Below are 19,250 nucleotides of genomic sequence, written 5' to 3'. Positions count from 1 at the left end.
TGATGTCTGTATTATCTTCAGCCGAAAAATGGGATCTAAAATACGCCGAGAGTGATTTAAACACCGCGGCAGAACCCTGCTATGTCCTTCAACAACACAGTGGATTGCTGCCCTTTAATGGGCGCGCCCTAGACTACGCCTGCGGTTTAGGCGGCAACGCGCGTTTTCTGGCACGCTGCGGCCTGAAAACCGATGCCTGGGATATTTCCGATAATGCACTGACCTTGGTGAATAACTATGCCAGTTTGAACCATCTGCCGATTACGCCGTTAATCACCGACCTTGAGCAGATGCTACTGCCTTATCAGCAATTCGATGTCATTGTTGTCTGCCGCTATCTGGATCGAAACCAATTCAAAGCACTTGAAGATGCGTTAAAGCCAAATGGCTTACTGTTTTATCAAACTTTTCTTGACCCCGTGCAGGATAATGCGCCGAACAATGCCGATTTTTACTTAAAAAGCGGCGAACTGCCGAAAGCCTTCAATAAACTGCAAACTCTGGTATATGGTGAAGGCTGGTTGGCAAACGAGACCGATGCAGGGCAAAAAGCGCGCTATGCCTGGTTTGTCGGCCGCAAAACGGCATGACAACAGCACATCATGGCCACACTATCGGCTTTATACTCGCCATAGTGGGCACCGCGCTTTTCTCGGTCAAATCGATTTTTATCAAACTCGCTTATGCCGAAGGCTTAAACAGCGACGCCGTATTGATGATGCGCATGGCGATAGCCTTTCCGATCTATCTGTTTATTCTGCTCTGGTTACAGAACAACCGCTCTCAGCAAGTCAGCCCTCCTAAATGGCTCCTGATAACCTTTTTAGGCTTTATCGGCTACTACCTATCCTCTTGGCTCGATTTCAAAGGCTTAGAATACATCAGCGCCCAGCTCGAACGTTTAACCCTGTTTACCTACCCATTGATGGTGGCCTTATTAGGCGCGCTGTTTTTCGACAATCCATTAACACGCAAGGTCATTATCGCGCTGATTATCAGCTACGCCGGGCTTTGGCTGGTGTTTTATCAAGAGCTCAACCTAAGTGGTGACAATGTCGTACTAGGCACCCTACTGGTCGCCTTAGCGGCACTATCCTTTTCGTTTTATGTATTAATCGGCAAACAGCAAATCCAAAAACACGGCAGCGTCTGGTTTACCGCCGCGGCAATGACCATTTCCAGCTTGTTTATGCTGGTGCATTTTATCGCCTTAAACGACTTTGCCGATTTGCATATCACGGCCAGAGCATGGCTATGGCTGGCTTTACTGGCGATTGTCAGCACCGTGATTCCAAGTTTTATGATCAGTGAGGCGATCCACAAAATCGGCCCAGCGCAAACCGGTATTATCGGAACACTAGGGCCAATAATCACGCTTGGACTAGCGGTTTGGATTCTTAATGAACCGTTTGGTTTATGGCATGGCATTGGGGTTTTGATGGTTATTTTTGGTGTGGGGCTTTTGGGGTATCGAAAAAATAATTGATTTTCAGTACGTTGACATGCGTAACCATATATTCGTAGGATAATCATACAAAATTTTAACGACCGGAAAATACATGAGCTTAGAGCAATTTAACGCACATCAACAAGATGTTCGAAATAGAGCGGACTCTTTAACAAAAGCTATATTTATTCTATCGGGTGGAGCACTTTCCATATCCATAGGGTTATTTATAAACAATCAAGAAATTCCGCAAAATATTACCAGCATCCTAGGTTATTCATGGTGGTCATTAACTACAGCAATAATCAGCTTAACAATCATGTTATTTCTAGTGATCGCTAGAGATTATTTGTTTGGTGAACGTTGGAGAAAAGAATTAAGTGGATTAATTGATAATGCGAACAAAAATACCTCTGTAATCGATTTTTTCATTTGGGTATTAGCATTATGCGGTCTTATCACGTTCATTTCAGGTTACGTTGGACTAACCTATTGCGCAATTCAATTAATCTAATAACCCAGTTATCGAAATTGAGAAGCCTATTTGATTCATGATAAACCCTAATTCCCATCTATCAGGCTTCCCCTTACTTTGTTGCTTGTCCAACAAAGTAAGCAAAAAAAGACACCCTGCTCCATAAATAGGCAGGTTCTAAAACTCATTCACTGAAAATCCTGAACTCGCTACGCTCGGACAGCAGGATTTTTTAATCGTTCACTGCGTTAAGAACTCTGCACTATTTATTCCAAAGGGACGAGGTCGTAAAAGTCTTTTTTCTTAGATGGGAAAATATCTCTAGGTATTTCAAAACCTACGATAAAAAGAAAGTGGTTGAACCAAAATGACGTGCGCGGAACGGGTCCCCTTTTGTAAGCTCTTGTGATTTCACTTAGCGAAGGATGCGTTTAAGCATTCCTGCTGTTCGAGCGTAGCGAGTTCAGGAATGTCAGCAGACAAGCTTAGTGAAATAAAGAGTGTCAGCAGGGTGCCCTTTTTGTGGTTACTATTTTTGGGCAAGCAAAAATAGTAACGTGAAGCCCAATATAGGAATCAAAGGAATAACGATATTTATAAGGGCTTCGCAACTCAGCTAAAAAGAAAAGTGAGCAGAAAATGGCAACCCTAACTAGTCAACCACAATTTGATTACGCCCATTATGTTTAGCTTGATAAAGCTTTTTATCCGCCTCAGCGAGCAATTGCGATAAATCTTTGTCAGCTTTGCCTCCAATACCGGCAACACCACCACTAAAGGTACATTTAAGCGTATCGTTTTTATAGTGAAATACGGAAGACTCCACCAAAACTCTGCATTCCTCTGCAATGTTGGCAGCTTCCGCCTTAGGCATTTGCAACAATAAACAAAACTCTTCTCCGCCCAGGCGAAAAACGCTCTGTTCTCCGGCTATCTTTTGCATCAGCTGAGTGACTTGCTGCAAAATTTGATCACCGGCTTCATGCCCGTAATCATCATTAATTTTTTTAAAAAAATCGATGTCGAGCATCACTAAAGACAAATTGGATGACTTAACCGCATCACGGAAATATTGCTTCAAGCCCAAACGATTGTAGGCTTGCGTCAGCGAGTCTTTTAAGGCCAATTGCTGTAACGCCAGTTGTGCTTTCTTACGGTTGATTTCATAGGCACGACTGACGACCCATAACGTTAAATAGGCCAAAGCAAAATTGGTGGCAATGCGCTCAACCTCGTAAAAAGCCGAACTGTCTTTACTTAAAATATTAATAAGTTGGATAACTCCAATAATCAATGTCGCCCAGAACCCATGATCCCTGCCATACAGAAGATAAAATATCGTCGGTAGTATTAATGTCCAAAGATATAAACCGTTCTGCACCGGTGCGCCAACGGTTCCGAAAATGACCACGATTGCCAAAAAATAAGGCACGATTAACGATTGGAGAAACGTCAGCTTATGCCTTTCTATTTGGAAGTAGACAAAAATACACGCAAGCGCCAACCCCCATTCAAACACTGCAAGAGAGTATTGTTCCAAATAGATATTTAGTGCCGATAAAACAATTGCCAAAACGGTGAGTGCGATGGCAAGACCGCGCAAGACTCTATTTGTTAATAGATCGGGATCATAAATATTGGCTTCAGGCATAAAAATAGGCTTGCTTTCAAATAACGGCTAACATTCTTAATTATACGTAATTTATATTAGCTAAATTCAACAGAATACACAAAGGGTACTCGGTCCTGATTTAAAAAATGGACAGTTACAATCAATCACTCGCAGAATTATCCACTGCTGCATCCAAATCCGCATTACCTTGATGATTATCGTCGGCAATCAAAGGCTGCATTGCCGTCCATAGATTGGCGTATAGATGTTTGTTTTTCTTTTCCTGTTCAAGCAACAATTGCTTGGTTTCGGCTCGTGCTTGCGGCTTGGCATAACAAGCCGGGCAGTTATCGGGAATAACCGGTAATTCGGCTGCTTCGGCAAAATCACGGGTTTGATTTTCACGCACACGTACCAATGGACGGATAATACGGATATCGCCATCGTCATTTAGATAGTGCGCCTTCATGGTACGCAGCTGACCGGCATTGAAGGCCGACATAATGAAACTTTCCGCCAAGTCATCAAGATGTTGTGCCAAGGCGAGCACGTTATAGCCTTCGCGGCGACAGACGGTATACAAAATACCGCGCTTTTGACGTGCACAGAAACTACAAAAAGAATCGCCCTTCATACGTTCATTGGCAAGCCCAACCATATCTTCGCTTTCATAGAAATACGGTACGTCCATTTTGGCACACCACTCTTTCAGTGGCGATGGGTCAAACCCTGGGATTTCCGGGTCGATGGTACAGGCGGCCAGCTCGAACTTGATTGGAGCATGGCGTTGCAAGTGTTTCAAGATCACCAACAGGCTTAACGAATCTTTACCACCGGACAAGCCCAATAGAACACGATCACCGTCTTTGAGCATTTTATATTGCGCCATTGCACGTCCCACCAGTTTCATAATTGCCTTAGGCGGTATGATCCAATCTTTGGTACGTTCTTTTTTGGTTAATTTGATCTCTACTTGCTCGGTCATAATTTTTACCCTTTCTCAATTGCTGGCTATTTTACACTTGCTTGCCGCCAAGCTGAAATCGCATTGTCATATCACTAACAAAACTTGCATTCATGATTATTGCCATAAAGGTCGCCATAAAAATTCCTGTCCAGAAACGGTTAATTTTTAATGTGTAAAAACTCAACAAAAGCATTAATATGGAACTTATTAACCATAACTAGATGCCTTAATAACCAGACAACTCGTGGATGACCTATGGACGATTTATTTGTATTCTCAGAAGAACCGGAAAATACACCTGACCAATATATCAATCACAAAAAACCCTGGAAGGTACTCATTGTCGATGATGAAGACGAAGTCCACAAAATAACCAAACTGGTATTGGAAAACTTTGAATTTGAAGCTCGCAAACTGGAAATGCTGCACGCCTATTCGGCGGAAGAAGCTATAGCCCTTCTAAAACAGCAACCTATAGGTGCTCCGATTGCAGTTGCCTTTATTGATGTAGTAATGGAAACCGATACAGCCGGTCTGGATCTGGTCAAATATATTCGTCATCAGCTGGACAACCACACAACACGCATTATTTTACGTACCGGACAACCCGGGCAAGCACCTGAAGAGTCAGTAATCCGTGATTATGATATCAACGACTATAAATCCAAAACCGAACTGACTGCCAGCAAACTCAAAACCACACTTTATTCTTCGATCCGCTCTTTCCGCGACATTATGATGATTGAGCGCCAACGTATGGGATTGAATAAAGTACTGATTGAAATCGCCAACACCAGTGCCGAAAGCAGTTTGAAAGGCCTGACCTCACAAATTCTCGGCCAAATCGCAAATGTACTCGATTTGGAGGAGGATGCCATGTACTGCACGGTTTTATCGGAACCGCATAGCACAGATGAAGCTTCGGTCGAGTTTAAGGTGCTAGCCAAAGCCGGTGGTTTATTTGGTGATTTGGCGATCGGTGAGAAATGCAACCTTCCAGATGAATTGAAACACCTGTTTTTACGTGCCTGGAATGAAAAACGTTCGGTAAGAACCATTGAAGATTATGTCTCCTATATTGGCGATGACATGGGCAAGGCAAATCTTCTATATGTTCGCAAAACGCCATGCTTCAGTGAACTGGACTTGCACTTGCTGGACATCTTTATCGATAACTTTTCAAAATCCTATACCGCTCTAGCCTTAAAAGACGAAATTGAACGCAGCCAACGCGAACTAATCTATATTCTCGGGGAAGCGGTAGAAGTGCGTTCTAAAGAAACCGGTAGCCACGTCAAACGTGTTGGTGAAATCAGCTATATTCTTGCCAAGGCCTATGGACTGGATACCACAACCTGTGAACTCATCAAACTCGCTGCACCGTTGCACGATGTAGGCAAAGTCAGCATTCCCGATTCCATCCTCAATAAACCGGGCAAACATACCTATGAAGAACGTGAGATTATGCGCACCCACTCCGAGGCCGGATATAACATGCTAAAGCAATCACAATGCGTCTCATTACAGAAGGCTGCGATTATCGCTCTAGAACATCATGAATGCTGGGATGGTTCCGGCTACCCTAATCGAAAATCAGGCGAGGACATCAATATTATGGCTCGCATTACCGGTCTTGCAGATGTCTTCGATGCACTAGGTAGTAAACGCTGTTATAAGGACTGCTGGCCACTTAATGAAATTATCGAATTTATCCAACAACAAAAAGGCAAGCAGTTCGAACCTAAGCTGGTCGACCTATTGTTAGAAAACCTCGATGAAATCGCCAGTGTTCGCGAACGAATGCCAGACACTCATTAACTCATAATCGGGTATGCCGAGACCAAAACTTTATGAAAAATAAGACGCCACTGTTCTTACTTATCAGTTTTATACTCACCTTAAGTATCTTCGCCGGTCTGATGACCTACACCTTAAATCAGTTCAACGAAGTACGCATTAAAAGCGCCAGCATCGTCGAAACCAACAATACTAAAATCGACCTGATCAATACCATGCATATCGCGGCTAAAAACCGCCTACTGAATATGCTGGTGATGGCAAATATCGATGACCCTTTTATACAGGACGAAGTTTTTATGGACTTCAACCGACAGGGCTCTGTATTTACCGAGGCGCGCCAAAAGCTCAAACAACTGCCTTTAACTAAAAAAGAACAACAGTTAATCGATGAACAGGGTAAAAAATCGAATTTTTCGGTACCGATACAACGCGAGGTGGTTGAATTCATCCAACAAGGTGATCGTGAAAGCGCCATCGCATTATTAAATAAAAAAGGCATCGAGGCGCAAAACGATAATTTGAATACGTTAGAACAACTGGTAGATTTACAACGCCAAAGCTCTAAACAAACACTTGAAGAAATTGAACAAAAACATCAGGAAAGTGTCAGCCTTGTATTCACTTGGTCGTTTTTTGCTTTTATATTCGGCTCTATTCTCGCCTATATGTCTTTAGTAAAATCACCCGTAGCGAAAAACAACTGTCTCGTATCAACAATGAATTGGAACAACGGGTTTCCGAGCGAACTCAGGATTTACAAAAAACCAATGACAAATTGACCAGCACCATTTCCAATCTTGAAAAAGCACAAACCCAATTGATCGAATCCGAAAAGCTCGCTTCGCTCGGTGGCTTAGTTGCCGGTATTGCCCATGAGGTGAATACTCCTTTAGGCATTGGACTGACCAGCAGCTCACTTTTAAGAGAAAAAGTCGATCATTTGAAAAACCAAGTGGACAACAAACAACTCACGCAGACTGGACTCAACAGCTTTATTGACGAAGCCAACCAAACCTGTCAAATTTTGGAAAACAACTTATTCAAAGCGGCCGACTTGATCACCAACTTCAAACAGCTCGCGGTAGACCAATCTTCAGACCAGAGCTATACCTTTAATGTCTACGACAGCTTGCAAGCGACTAAGGTAAGCTTGAATCATATCCTTAAAAAACAGGGCATTCACACCCATATTGAGTGTTCACATTCTCTTAAGATGTTTGGAAATTCCGGAATTTTAAGCCAGATCATCACCAACCTGCTTACCAATTCCGCAAGCCATGCTTTTGAAAACGATAGTGAAGATAAGCAAATCCATATCAGAGCAGAATCGGTCTACAAGAAGCTTATTGTCGAATATACAGATAATGGTATTGGTATGCCCGAAGATGTTGTGAAGAAAATCTATGAACCGTTTTTTACCACCAAGCGAGGCAAAGGGGGCAGCGGTTTAGGCATGAATCTGGTCTATAATCTGGTTGTACAAAAACTCAAGGGACAAATCGATATTAAGACCGCTCCGAATGAAGGCACAACCTTTACTATTGAAATTCCCTTTGACAGGGAATAAGGGAAAGAACCCTAGATAAACACCGTCAAATTCTGATAAAGGATAAACACACCCATCAACACCAAAAACACGGCAAAACCTTGCTTAAGCTGCTGCTGATTGACCTTTGAACTGATTTTGTGACCGAACCAACCACCGACAATACCGATAATGGAGAAAAGCGCGATGATTTGCCAATCGATCTGTAAATGCAAAGCTTCCAGCACCGGCAAATAAGCGATAAAACCGGCAAAGGATTTAATGGCGATAATCACCAGACTGGTGCCAACCGCCAAACGCATCGACAGACCGCCGAGTAAAACCAGCGCCGGGATAATCAAGAAGCCGCCACCAACACCGACAAGCCCGGTAACCGCACCGACAATAAAACCGTCCATAGCAATTTTATACATGGCACGTTCGGCATGCTCGTTTTCGGCATCCACCAGTTTAATCGGCTTAAACATCAAAAACGCGGCGGTTAATAATAGCAAGGAGAAAACCAGCATCTGCACGGCATCGCTGACAAAGTGCGCCAACCATGCACCGACCGCCGCACCGGCCATTCCCGGCACACCGAATAAAATAACGGTACGCCATTTGACCAATTTCTGGCGTGCATAAGGAATTACCGAGAACAGACTGATGACAGCAACAATCATCAAAGAACCGGCGATCGCCACCTTGGTTTCCTGACCGACCACATAGGTCAACACCGGTACTGTCAAAATCGAGCCGCCAGAACCCAACAATCCCAATGTCAAACCGATAAATAAAGCGCCAATCAGGGCAAAAACCATTTAACTATCCTTTCTTTTCAAAAATACGCCGGACTCAATATGATGAGTATAAGGGAATTGATCGAACAGCGCTGAGCTGACAATTTCATGGCTGTGCAAAATATGCTCTAGATCGAAAGCCAGCGTTTCCGGGTTGCAGGACACATAGATAATATTATCGAACTCACAAACCATCTTGCGGGTCAGGTCATCCAAACCGGCACGCGGCGGATCAACAAAGATGGTCGAGAAATCATAAGACGCCAGATCGACGTCTTTCATGCGATTAAAGCTTTCACCCTGTAATGCTCGGCTGATCTCTTCAGCGGCCATTTTCACGACGGTGACATTATCAACCTGATTGGCTTCGATATTAAAATGCGCCGAAGCCACCGAGGTCTTGGAGATTTCGGTAGCCAATACCTTGTTGAAACAATCACTCAACGCGATTGAGAAGTTGCCATTGCCGCAATACAGCTCGATTAAATCACCGCCACCCTGCTCAGTTTGCACAAAGCCGGACACCTTTCTTGCCCAGGACAACATATTCTGCGCCATGTGGGCATTCGGTTGGGTAAAGCTATTTTCTATCTGCTGATAGGTAAACTGCTTTCCATCAACATTCAACTGCTCAATGACATAGTCGTTATCCAGCACAATCTTTTCTTTACGCGCTCGACCGATAATATGAGTAATCGGCAACTGTTGCTTCAACGCATTGGCGGCGGCCAACCATTCTTGGTCTTCTTTAATCGATTTACGATAGATTAAAGTGACCAGCATCTGTCCGCTCAAGGTGGCTAGAAAATCGACCTGAAACAAGCGTTGGCGTAAAACCGCTTGTTGGCAAATCGCCTGCATCAATTGCGGCATTAACTCATCAATGCTTTGTAAAGCCATCGGACACTGCTTGATCTTGACCTTTTCCTTGGTCTGCGTATCAAACATAATGTAATCGGTCGCATCGTCTTCATGCCAAACGCGAAATTCCGCGCGCGCGCGATAATGCGATTTATCCGATTCAAAAACCGTTAACTCCTTAAGATTCGGAACCAACTCCTGAAGTCGTGCGACTTTCTCGTTTAACTGTTTTTCATACTCTTGAGGAAATGTTTGGCAAAGCATCAGCATGACCACTTAGGCGTTTAAATAAAGCGCGCATTATAACAAGAATTAGCATTAACCCTATGCAAACTCTAAGTTTTTCACGTAAAAAAACCGGGCAAGCCCGGTTTTCTATAGGTGGTTGATCGACTTAATCAGCCGATACGTTTTGTCCCATCAGACAATTTGAATCGCGCTACGCTTTCTTGCAGATTTGCGCTTTCCTGCTGTAAGGATTCCGCCGCCGCCGTGGTCTCTTCCACCAGCGCCGCATTCTGCTGGGTCATCTGGTCAATGCTCGTAATGGCCACATTCACCTGTTCAACCCCTTTATATTGCTCATGCGAAGCCGCTGAGATCTCGGCCATAATATTGGATACCTGAGAAATCGACTCACTGATGGTTTTCAAGGATTCACCCGAATTCTTGATCTGCTCCGTACCTTCCTCGATAGTACTCACCGACGCTTCAATCAATGATTTGATATCGCGTGCCGCATCCGCCGATTTACCGGCCAGATTACGCACCTCACCGGCAACCACCGCAAAACCGCGACCGTGTTCACCGGCTCGCGCCGCTTCAACCGCTGCGTTCAATGCCAATAGATTGGTCTGGAATGCGATACTGTCAATCAGACCGATAATCTCTTCGATTTTCTTACTCGATTCAAGCATCTGGTTGACCGAATTGATCGACTGCTCCATCAACTCCATGCCTTGACGGGTTTGCGCTGTCGCATCGGTACTCAACTTGTTGGCTTGCGTCGCATTCTGCGAGTTCTGCTGAATAGTAGAGGTCAACTCTTCCATAGACGCCGCGGTTTCTTCCAAAGACGCGGCCTGATTTTGCGTACGCTCGTTCAGGTTCTGACTGCCTTGAGCGACTTCCCCACTCGAATTGGTCACCGAACCGACCACCATCACAACCTGATTAAGGACATCATTCAGATTATAAGCACTCTGGTTGATGGACTCTTTCAACAACTCCAACTGACCTTTGTAATCACCGGTAACATTCAGTGTCAAATCGGCATTCGCCTGTGCTTGAGCCACCTTGGCGATTTCCGCAATCGCCGACTCCAACTGCTGCATAGAACCGTTGATTTGCTGCTTAAGGATATCGAACTGACCGTTTAATTCGGCTTCAACACGACCATCGAATTCACCGACATTCAGTTTTTCCATCACCATGCCGATTTCCGACAAGGCATTCTCCATCGAGATCATCGCATTATCGACATTACGTTTGAACTCGCCTTCAACCGCATCACTCATACGCGCTTTGAAGTCGCCGGCACTGATCGCTTTCATGACGTCTTCCAGTGCCGCCATAGTCACATCGACACTTTGTGCCGAGGCATTAACGCCTTCTTTAAGAACCGCCAGATCACCCACCAAATCGGCTTCGATTCGGCTACTAAAATCACCCTTGGCAATCGCATCCATGATTTTATTGACCTCGGACATCGCTTCTTTGGTATTCGCCAAAAGCGTCTTAAAGGCTTCACTGGCTTGACCGATTTCATCATTGGTTTCCACATCGACCTGCGTGGCAAAATCAAAATCCTTACCAACCTGATTGATCTTATTGGCCAAATTGACTACCGGGTTCGCAATCGAGCGCGCCAACCAGAAACCGAAGCCCGCCACCAAAACAGCCACGATAACACCGATGATTATCGCTTGATTAGTTAACTTGTCGACCGCACTAAAGGCTTCGGCAACATCAATTTCAGCAATCAACAACCAGGTGTTATCCCCTAATACAACCGGACGATAGGCGGAGATGACCGGGTTATTGTTATAGTCCATAATAATTTTGCTATCGGTATTACCTTTTAAACCGTCACGCACCGCTTCGGTATCCACGGCACCTTTTTCCGGATGTTTAAAAGAGTTCGAGACACTATGATTTATCGGGTCAAGGAAGGAATCGGAACGCATCAGCTTGTCCGAACCAACCAAATAAGTCTCGCCGGTTTCGCCCATCCCCGTTCTTTCTGACATGATTTCGGTGATCTTATCGAGGGGCATCTGCACAATCAAAACACCCACACGCTCACCGTCTTCATCGATGGGCGTACTAACAAACGCTGCCGGCGCTCCATAGGATGGCGTATACAGTTCCATATCAGTGAAAAACACATCATCGGCATTCTCCGCCGTGATACTGGCATTAAAGGCTTGCGCCAGCCCCGACTCTTTCCAAGGACCTGTTTTTAGCGAGGTTGCATAATCCAGCTCTTTAAATACCGAATAGACCACTTGCCCGTTGTTATTAACGATAAACAGGTCATAGTATGCAAACTCTTTTACGAAGTTGTTATTCCAATCATGAAACTCACTGTGGGCCTTGGCATAGTCAGTGCTGTTTTTCAGCTCTGTCAGATTATTTTTTTCGCCCAATGGAGCCGAATTAGCGACAATAAAGCTGTACTGCAGATCTATGGCATTATCGCTTAAGGCATCAAAGGCTGCCATATCAAAGCCTGCACCTTCATTTTCTGCTTGATACTTGCTACCGAACTCATTCTGCCAGTAGTCTTTTACCGCTGCCTTACGCGCGGCAAAACTGTTACTGAATCCGGCCTGATCGCCATAACTAGCAAAACTTGCGGAAAAGGCTTTTAACGCATCCAAAGTGCCTTCACTGTCACCTATGGTCTTTAATTGCTTTTCCAGATTATCGAAATAGGCACGAATCGTCGTTTGCTTGACATCTCGAATGGCTTCGAGCTGGTTCATCACCTGCGCTTCCATCGCCGATTGAGTACTCATTGCCGATTCGATGGTGATACCGATAAACGGCACCAAACCGACAACCAAAAAGGCCGTTAATAATTTCTGCTTCAGATTAAGTTTCATAGGTTACGCTCCTCTAAAGGATCGAGCCAAACAGGTTCAATCCACACTTTGTCGCCGACACTCAAAGTGACTTTATTATTATTATTTTTTTGATTATTCACTGAAAACAACTATTTGCAAACTTTTTTATACAGACAACTCTAAAAAAAATTCACAAATAACTATTTCGTGCTTATTAAATTCATCTTTATAGAAAGACAATGACACCAGTCATTTTTTATCTAAAAAAACCCGTTTTGAAAAAACTAATACTAAACAAATTCGATTTCTGCGCTAGGAAAATTTAGGCAAAAATAACTATCAGACACGATTTAATAACTAGGAGTTAATAAGCCCCTTACCACTTGCCAAACCACACGTTTTAATATAATCAAGCGAAAAGCCTTTTAATTTCTTTTTTTAAACCATTTTCAGACAATCAATAAAGCACCGATCATATCCATTGCAATTCACATCAGAGTTATTCTGCCCCTGCTTTAAACCAAAGCGGTACAACGAAATTTAAAGAATTAGAAGCTTTTGCTTACTCTTAGGTTTTCAATCGGTTTTGAGTTAAAATACTCGCTTTTATTGACCCCGAACACCCGAAACCGAGTGTTAAAGATTTTAAAAACCAACAGAAACGGCAAAACCATGACTGACGCAAACCGCACACAACGCATCGCAACCCTTCGCCAACTGCTTCAACAACGTGTTGTTGTTTTAGATGGTGCTATGGGAACCATGATTCAGAATTTGAATCTAAGCGAAGAGGACTTTCGTGGCGAGCGTTTTGCCGACTACCCGATGGATATCAAGGGCAATAACGATATTCTGGTCATCACCAAACCGGATGTGATTCGTGACATCCATTTGCAATTCTTGCGTCAAGGTGCCGATATCATCGAAACCAACTCGTTCAACGCCACCACCATCGCACAGGCCGATTACGATATGCAGGCCTATGTTGAAGAGATCAACACTCAGGCGGCTCTGGTAGCACGCGAGGCCTGCGATATCGCCGAGGCCGAAGACGGCAAACCGCGTTTTGTCACCGGTGTATTGGGGCCGACCAACCGTACCGCGTCAATCTCGCCGGACGTTAATGATCCGGGCTTCCGCAACACCTCGTTCGATGAACTGGTCACCGCCTATAAACAGGCGACCCATGCCTTATTGAAAGGTGGCGTTGATACCATTTTGATCGAGACGGTTTTCGATACGTTAAACGCCAAGGCCGCTATTTTCGCGGTTAAGGAAGTCGAAGGCGAAGTCGGTTATGAAGTGCCTATCCAATTAAGTGGAACAATCACTGACGCAAGTGGCAGAACTCTTTCCGGTCAAACCACCGAAGCCTTCTATAACGCCGTGGCTCATGCCGAACCTTTGTCGGTCGGTTTGAACTGTGCGCTTGGGCCGGAAGAGTTACGCCCTTATGTACAGGAACTGAGCCGCGTTTGTGAAACCTATGTATCGATTCACCCGAATGCCGGTCTGCCGAACGAGTTTGGTGAATACGACGAATCCCCGGAGCAGATGGCCGCCGAGATCAAACACTGGGCGGAACACGGCTGGATCAATATTATCGGTGGCTGTTGTGGAACCACCCCCGACCATGTCGAAGCCATGGCCGAAGCGGCTTTAGCTAGCCCGGCGCGTCCATTGCCACAAATCAAACCGGCCTGTCGTCTATCCGGCCTTGAACCGTTGAATATCGATGAAGATTCGCTGTTCGTCAATGTCGGTGAACGTAACAACGTCACCGGTTCGGCTTTGTTCAAGCGCCTGATTATCGAAGAGAACTACGACGAAGCCATCGATATCGCGGTGCGCCAAGTGCAAGACGGCGCGCAGATTATCGATGTCAATATGGACGAAGGGATGCTCGATGCCAAAGCCTGCATGGTGCGCTTCCTGAACCTATTGGCATCGGAACCGGAAGCCTCGCGTGTGCCGATTATGATCGACTCCTCAAAATGGGACGTTATCGAAGCCGGTCTGCAGTGCATTCAGGGTAAAGGCGTGGTCAACTCAATCTCGTTGAAAGAAGGGGAAGAAGCCTTTATCAAACACGCCAAGCTGGTGAAAAAATACGGTGCCGCAGCGATTGTGATGGCATTCGATGAAACCGGACAGGCCGATACCCTTGAGCGCAAGATCGAAATCTGTAAACGCTCTTATGAGGTATTGACCCAGAAAGTCGGCTTTTTGCCGCAAGACATTATTTTCGACCCGAATATCTTTGCGGTGGCGACCGGTATCGAAGAACACAACAACTACGGTCTGGATTTCATCAATGCGGTGACCTGGATTAAAGCCAACCTGCCGCACGCCAAGATTTCCGGTGGGGTTTCCAATGTCTCCTTCTCGTTCCGTGGTAATAACCCGGTGCGTGAAGCGATTCATTCGGTATTCTTGTACTACGCCATTAAAGAAGGCATGGACATGGGTATCGTTAACGCCGGTCAAATGGCGATTTACGATGACCTGCCGGAGAAACTTCGCCTAGCCGTTGAAGACGTGATTTTGAATAAAGACCCGGAAGCCGGTGAACGCCTGTTGGAAGTCGCCGAAGAGTTCCGTGGCGACGGTTCCGCCGCAGGCAAGGTGCAAGACACCGCTTGGCGTGAAGCCTCTGTGGAAAAACGTCTGGAACATGCCTTGGTGAAGGGAATTACCGACTTTATCGAAGACGATACCGAAGAAGCCTATCAAAAACTCGGTTCAGGTCTGGCGGTTATCGAAGGGCCATTGATGGACGGCATGAACGTGGTCGGTGACCTGTTCGGTTCCGGCAAGATGTTCCTGCCACAGGTGGTGAAATCGGCGCGAGTGATGAAACGCGCGGTGGCCTATCTTGACCCTTATTTGCTGGCGGCTAAAACCGAAGGTCAGCAGCAAGGTAAGATCGTTATGGCGACCGTTAAGGGTGACGTACACGATATCGGTAAGAACATTGTCGGCGTGGTATTGCAGTGCAATAACTTCGAGGTGATTGATTTGGGTGTGATGGTGCCTGCCGAGAAGATTCTCGATACCGCCGTTGCCGAAGGTGCCAATGTCATCGGGCTTTCCGGTCTGATTACCCCGTCTCTGGAAGAGATGGTCAATGTCGCCAAATTGATGCAGGAGCGCGGCATGGATCTGCCGTTGCTGATTGGTGGCGCGACCACATCAAAAGCGCATACCGCGGTGAAAATCGAGCCGCAATACGAGCATCCGGTGGTTTATGTAAAAGATGCCTCGCGTGCCGTGGGGGTTGCACAAAGCTTGATTTCAAACGATTTGAAAGCCGATTTTGCCGCCAAGATTCGCGCCGAATATGAAACCGTGCGTGAAGAGCGTAAAGCCCGCGCCAAACAGGTCAAACGTGTGCCGATCAATAAGGCGCGTGAAAACCGTATCGACATCGACTGGAACGGCTACACACCGGTTAAACCGTCTTTCTTGGGCGAGCGCGTCATTGAAGACTTCCCGCTGGAAAAACTGCTTGAGCGTTTCGACTGGTCGCCGTTCTTCCAATCGTGGGAGCTGCACGGTCTGTTCCCGCGCATTCTGGACGACAAGGTAGTCGGTGAAGAAGCGCGTAAGGTCTATAAAGATGCGCAAGCGATGCTGGAAAAAATCATTTCAGAGAAATGGCTCACCGCCAAAGCGGTATACGGCTTCTATCCGGCCAATGCGATTGGTGACGATATCGAAGTCTATACCGACGAGTCGCGCAGTGAAGTGCTGACCGTTCTGCACAATCTACGTCAGCAGGCGGAGAAAAAACGCGGCGGTTATAACCAGTGCTTGAGTGATTACGTCGCACCTAAGGACACAGGCATTGCCGATTATGTCGGTCTATTTGCGGTATCCGGTGGTATCGGTTGTGATGAAAAAGCCGCCGAATTCGAAGCCGAGCATAACGACTATGAAGCCATTATGCTAAAAGCCCTCGCCGACCGTTTTGCCGAAGCCTTTGCCGAAACCTTACACGAGATGGTGCGTAAGGACGAATGGGGTTATGCGCCGGATGAAGATCTGGATAACGAAGCGTTGATCCGTGAGAAATACCAAGGTATCCGCCCTGCACCGGGTTATCCGGCCTGCCCGGAACACTCGGAAAAAGGTACGATTTGGGAATTGTTGAAGCCCTCTGAAGCGATTGGTTTGGATTTGACCGAAAGCTATGCCATGACTCCAACCGCTGCGGTTTCCGGCGTGTATTTCTCACATCCGGAATCCAAGTATTTTGGTATCGGTTCGGTGGGTCGAGATCAGGTGGAAGACTATGCCAAACGTAAGGGGTGGTCGGTTGAAGAAGCTGAGAAATGGTTGGCACCGAATTTGGGTTATGATCCTGAGGATTTTGCACAGTAATCTTTGAATACTGATGACTTTTGATAAAAAGGCTAGAATTAAATTAAGATTAATTTTTTCTGGCCTTTTTTATTGGCATGATTGTACAGATACCATCAAAAAGTGCTTTATTCAACGACTAGAGAAACTTGAATGATAAATACTTCTTCTTTACTTTTAATTCCCGATGGCGATTTTGAAGCAAATGATATTTTCGGTATCGCTGTATCTTATGCCAATACAGCACAAATCATTCAAAATAACATTGAACACATGAATGACCCTCGTTATTTATTTCCTGCAATGACTTGCGCTTCTTTTTCTTTAGAATTATTAGTCAAATTTTTCGTATTCAAATCGACTAAAACCGAGAAGATGTGGAACGAGAAATGCATGGACATAAGCTCAATTTACTATGGAAAAAGATAACACCTCAATTACAAGAAATCATCATTGGTATGCACAATAACAACACAGGGATACCATTGACAAACGCCTTAACTAAAAGACGTAAAGTGTTTGAAAGTGAATTAAACGAATTAGCTTTGTCAGGCAAATCAGGGCACGCCCAACCTTTTAATGATTGGAGATACCCCTACGAACTAAAAGATATGAAATTAATGTCTTTAGAAACAGTATTCAATCTCATGGAAACATTTGGTCAAGCTGCTCAATATGTAAAAACACACGAAGAGATGGCTTCAGAGGAAAACTAATCTAATTGCGAAGCCTTTTTAATTTCTTTTCTTTGCCTTAATTTCATCTAATAGGCTTCACCCTACTTTGTTGCTTGTCCAACAAAGTAGGCAAAAAAAGACACCCTGCTCCATAAATAGGCAGGTTCTAAAACTCATTTACTGAAAATCCTGAACTCGCTACGCTCGGACAGCAGGATTTTTTCATCGTTCATTTCGTTAAGAACTCTGCACTATTTATTCCAAAGGGACTTTTGGCGTCAAAGTCTTCTTTCTTAAATCCAATTAAATTTGGTTGGAAAATTAAACCCTCGATGAATTGCATTATTTTGTACCCAAATAGCGTGCGCGGAACGGGTCCCCTTTTGTAAGCTTTCGTTATTTCACTTAGCGAAGGATGCGGTCTAGGTGCCCCTTGAGGGTATAAAAATTCCCGCTGTCCGAACGAAGCTTGCGCAGTGAGTTCGGGAATTTCAGCAAACAAGCTTAGTGAAATAGAAAGTGTCAGCAGGGTGCCTTTTGTTTGGTTACTTTATTTGGGCAAGCAAATAAAGTAACGGGAAGCCCTATATGAAAATTAGGGATGACGATAATCTAGAAAGGGCTTCTCAACCCTAATAATCTAACAATTGAGGTCAGAGTAAAATTAAATAACCTGATTGCGAAGCCTTTTTAATTTTCTTTATTTGCCTTAACTTCATCTAATAGGCTTCACCTTACCTTTTCTCGTCTCTACAGCCGAGTTCTTTGTTTGTTGTTCGGCAAAAGGTAAGCGAAAAACGAACCCTACTCCATAAATAGGCAGGTTCTAAAACTCATTCACTGAAAATCCTGAACTCGCTACGCTCGGACAGCAAGATTTTTTAATCGTTCACTTCGTTAAGAACTCTGCACTATTTATTCCAAAGGGATTTTTGGCGTCAAAGTCGTTTTTCCTAAACCCAATTGGATTTATCTTTTTCAAAACCCGCGATAGATTGTTTTTCATTTCGTGGAAATGACGTGCGCGGAACTGGTCCCCTTTTGTAAGCAATCTTCATTTCACTTAACGTAGGGCGCATTTAAGAAATCCTGCTGTTTGAGGCGTACTTGTTCGCCGAGTTCAGGATTTTCAGCGTACAAGTTTAGTGAAATAGATTGCGTCAGCAGGGTGCCCTTTTTCTTGGCTCTTCAGCCAAGTTCTTTGTTTGTGGTTACTATTTTTGGGCACGCAAAAATAGTAACGGGAAGCCTAATAGATAAAATTGAGGATTTACCAATAATTAAAAAGGCTTCTCAATTAAAATGGGATAAACAACCACTCAAACAAAGAGCTATCTAATGACAATAAATTACACCCTCCAAACATTCGATAACCAAGAACCACCACACAGAATCAAAACCATCAAAATCAGAAACGCCTCGTCGTTGCCTACAATGGGTCACATTGTGAATGTGGATTTGGAGGATTTTGTCGTTAAGGAAGTGCGCCACCGAATCGGCTATAAATCCGAAACCTTCACCAGTGAAGACGGCATTCAAAGCAATTACCAAGAGGTAGACGATATTGTCGTTATCGCCATGCAAAAAGACAACAAGGCGACCTATTCACTGAAATAAAATTTCACCGACTTACCGCCCAAACAAACCATTACAATA

15 protein-coding genes are annotated in these 19,250 nt (G+C 44.7%); 10 read left to right on the top strand and 5 right to left on the bottom strand.

The window, feature by feature from the left end:
* Nucleotides 1-2 precede the first annotated feature (2 nt).
* From FE785_RS01030 to FE785_RS01020, 3 genes are all read left to right on the top strand, one after another.
* The gene (locus FE785_RS01030) at nt 3-590 is read left to right on the top strand and encodes a class I SAM-dependent methyltransferase (protein ID WP_138563549.1); all 588 of its coding nucleotides are present in this window, start codon (nt 3-5) and stop codon (nt 588-590) included.
* On the top strand, nt 587-1,486 hold the full coding sequence (locus tag FE785_RS01025; protein WP_138563547.1) for a DMT family transporter: 900 nt from the start codon (nt 587-589) through the stop codon (nt 1,484-1,486). The genes FE785_RS01030 and FE785_RS01025 overlap by 4 nt, the downstream gene beginning before the upstream one ends.
* A gap of 73 nt (nt 1,487-1,559) precedes the next feature.
* Nucleotides 1,560-1,961, top strand: coding sequence for a hypothetical protein (locus FE785_RS01020; protein WP_138563545.1), 402 nt, complete (start codon nt 1,560-1,562; stop codon nt 1,959-1,961).
* A gap of 613 nt (nt 1,962-2,574) precedes the next feature.
* Here FE785_RS01020 and FE785_RS01015 read toward each other — a convergent pair.
* Both FE785_RS01015 and FE785_RS01010 read right to left on the bottom strand, forming a co-directional pair.
* Entirely contained in the window at nt 2,575-3,573 is a 999-nt protein-coding gene (locus tag FE785_RS01015) for a GGDEF domain-containing protein (protein ID WP_138563543.1), read from the bottom strand.
* A gap of 121 nt (nt 3,574-3,694) precedes the next feature.
* Nucleotides 3,695-4,519 (bottom strand): tRNA 2-thiocytidine biosynthesis TtcA family protein, encoded by an 825-nt coding sequence (locus tag FE785_RS01010; protein WP_138563541.1) that lies wholly within the window; start codon nt 4,517-4,519, stop codon nt 3,695-3,697.
* 237 nt (nt 4,520-4,756) lie between these two features.
* Between FE785_RS01010 and FE785_RS01005 the strand changes: the two genes are divergently transcribed.
* The 3 genes from FE785_RS01005 to FE785_RS00995 are packed head-to-tail and all read left to right on the top strand — an operon-like array spanning nt 4,757 to nt 7,868.
* Nucleotides 4,757-6,319 (top strand): HD domain-containing phosphohydrolase, encoded by a 1,563-nt coding sequence (locus FE785_RS01005; protein WP_138563539.1) that lies wholly within the window; start codon nt 4,757-4,759, stop codon nt 6,317-6,319.
* A 32-nt stretch (nt 6,320-6,351) separates the two neighbouring features.
* Complete coding sequence (locus FE785_RS01000) at nt 6,352-7,080, top strand: MCP four helix bundle domain-containing protein (RefSeq protein ID WP_138563537.1); 729 nt, start codon at nt 6,352-6,354, stop codon at nt 7,078-7,080.
* A complete protein-coding gene (locus FE785_RS00995; RefSeq protein ID WP_168188889.1) occupies nt 7,023-7,868 on the top strand; it encodes a sensor histidine kinase in 846 nt (281 codons plus the stop codon). Before FE785_RS01000 ends, FE785_RS00995 begins: the two co-directional genes overlap by 58 nt.
* Before the next feature lie 11 nt (nt 7,869-7,879).
* On the opposite strand, the gene FE785_RS00990 is transcribed toward FE785_RS00995, so the two are convergent.
* The 3 genes from FE785_RS00990 to FE785_RS00980 all read right to left on the bottom strand — a co-directional run bounded on the left by FE785_RS00990 (nt 7,880) and on the right by FE785_RS00980 (nt 12,594).
* Nucleotides 7,880-8,647 carry a sulfite exporter TauE/SafE family protein gene (locus FE785_RS00990; RefSeq protein WP_138563533.1) on the bottom strand — a complete coding sequence of 256 codons (768 nt, stop codon included), beginning with the start codon at nt 8,645-8,647 and terminating at the stop codon, nt 7,880-7,882.
* Complete coding sequence (gene trmA / locus FE785_RS00985) at nt 8,648-9,751, bottom strand: tRNA (uridine(54)-C5)-methyltransferase TrmA (RefSeq protein WP_138563531.1); 1,104 nt, start codon at nt 9,749-9,751, stop codon at nt 8,648-8,650.
* 134 nt (nt 9,752-9,885) lie between these two features.
* Nucleotides 9,886-12,594 carry a methyl-accepting chemotaxis protein gene (locus tag FE785_RS00980; protein WP_138563529.1) on the bottom strand — a complete coding sequence of 903 codons (2,709 nt, stop codon included), beginning with the start codon at nt 12,592-12,594 and terminating at the stop codon, nt 9,886-9,888.
* A 633-nt stretch (nt 12,595-13,227) separates the two neighbouring features.
* Here FE785_RS00980 and metH point away from each other — a divergent pair.
* The 4 genes from metH to FE785_RS00965 all read left to right on the top strand — a co-directional run bounded on the left by metH (nt 13,228) and on the right by FE785_RS00965 (nt 19,211).
* Complete coding sequence (metH, locus tag FE785_RS00975; RefSeq protein ID WP_138563527.1) at nt 13,228-16,938, top strand: methionine synthase; 3,711 nt, start codon at nt 13,228-13,230, stop codon at nt 16,936-16,938.
* Between the two features lie 132 nt (nt 16,939-17,070).
* Nucleotides 17,071-17,346: a hypothetical protein gene (locus FE785_RS10800; protein ID WP_168188888.1), complete on the top strand. Its 276-nt coding sequence runs from the start codon at nt 17,071-17,073 to the stop codon at nt 17,344-17,346.
* Nucleotides 17,307-17,633 carry a hypothetical protein gene (locus tag FE785_RS00970; protein WP_168188887.1) on the top strand — a complete coding sequence of 109 codons (327 nt, stop codon included), beginning with the start codon at nt 17,307-17,309 and terminating at the stop codon, nt 17,631-17,633. The genes FE785_RS10800 and FE785_RS00970 overlap by 40 nt, the downstream gene beginning before the upstream one ends.
* Before the next feature lie 1,299 nt (nt 17,634-18,932).
* Nucleotides 18,933-19,211, top strand: a complete 279-nt coding sequence (locus FE785_RS00965) for a hypothetical protein (protein ID WP_138563523.1) — start codon at nt 18,933-18,935, stop codon at nt 19,209-19,211.
* The last annotated feature ends 39 nt before the right edge of the window (nt 19,212-19,250 follow it).

The sequence above is a fragment of the Thiomicrorhabdus sediminis genome (assembly GCF_005885815.1).
GTDB classification, from domain to species: Bacteria; Pseudomonadota; Gammaproteobacteria; order Thiomicrospirales; family Thiomicrospiraceae; genus Thiomicrorhabdus; species Thiomicrorhabdus sediminis.
Note: the sequence above shows the minus strand (reverse complement) of the source record. Positions and strands in the feature narration are given on the sequence as shown.

Bases quoted from the DNA above. Each gene is read 5' to 3' on its own strand.
- FE785_RS01005 (WP_138563539.1), top strand. From the start codon at position 4,757: ATGGACGATTTATTTGTATTCTCAGAAGAACCGGAAAATACACCTGAC.
- FE785_RS00990 (WP_138563533.1), bottom strand. From the start codon at position 8,647: ATGGTTTTTGCCCTGATTGGCGCTTTATTTATCGGTTTGACATTGGGA.
- FE785_RS01000 (WP_138563537.1), top strand. From the start codon at position 6,352: ATGAAAAATAAGACGCCACTGTTCTTACTTATCAGTTTTATACTCACC.
- FE785_RS01020 (WP_138563545.1), top strand. From the start codon at position 1,560: ATGAGCTTAGAGCAATTTAACGCACATCAACAAGATGTTCGAAATAGA.
- FE785_RS00980 (WP_138563529.1), bottom strand. From the start codon at position 12,594: ATGAAACTTAATCTGAAGCAGAAATTATTAACGGCCTTTTTGGTTGTC.
- FE785_RS10800 (WP_168188888.1), top strand. From the start codon at position 17,071: ATGATAAATACTTCTTCTTTACTTTTAATTCCCGATGGCGATTTTGAA.
- FE785_RS00965 (WP_138563523.1), top strand. From the start codon at position 18,933: ATGACAATAAATTACACCCTCCAAACATTCGATAACCAAGAACCACCA.
- trmA (WP_138563531.1), bottom strand. From the start codon at position 9,751: ATGCTTTGCCAAACATTTCCTCAAGAGTATGAAAAACAGTTAAACGAG.
- FE785_RS01015 (WP_138563543.1), bottom strand. From the start codon at position 3,573: ATGCCTGAAGCCAATATTTATGATCCCGATCTATTAACAAATAGAGTC.
- metH (WP_138563527.1), top strand. From the start codon at position 13,228: ATGACTGACGCAAACCGCACACAACGCATCGCAACCCTTCGCCAACTG.
- FE785_RS01025 (WP_138563547.1), top strand. From the start codon at position 587: ATGACAACAGCACATCATGGCCACACTATCGGCTTTATACTCGCCATA.
- FE785_RS00970 (WP_168188887.1), top strand. From the start codon at position 17,307: ATGCATGGACATAAGCTCAATTTACTATGGAAAAAGATAACACCTCAA.
- FE785_RS01030 (WP_138563549.1), top strand. From the start codon at position 3: ATGTCTGTATTATCTTCAGCCGAAAAATGGGATCTAAAATACGCCGAG.
- FE785_RS01010 (WP_138563541.1), bottom strand. From the start codon at position 4,519: ATGACCGAGCAAGTAGAGATCAAATTAACCAAAAAAGAACGTACCAAA.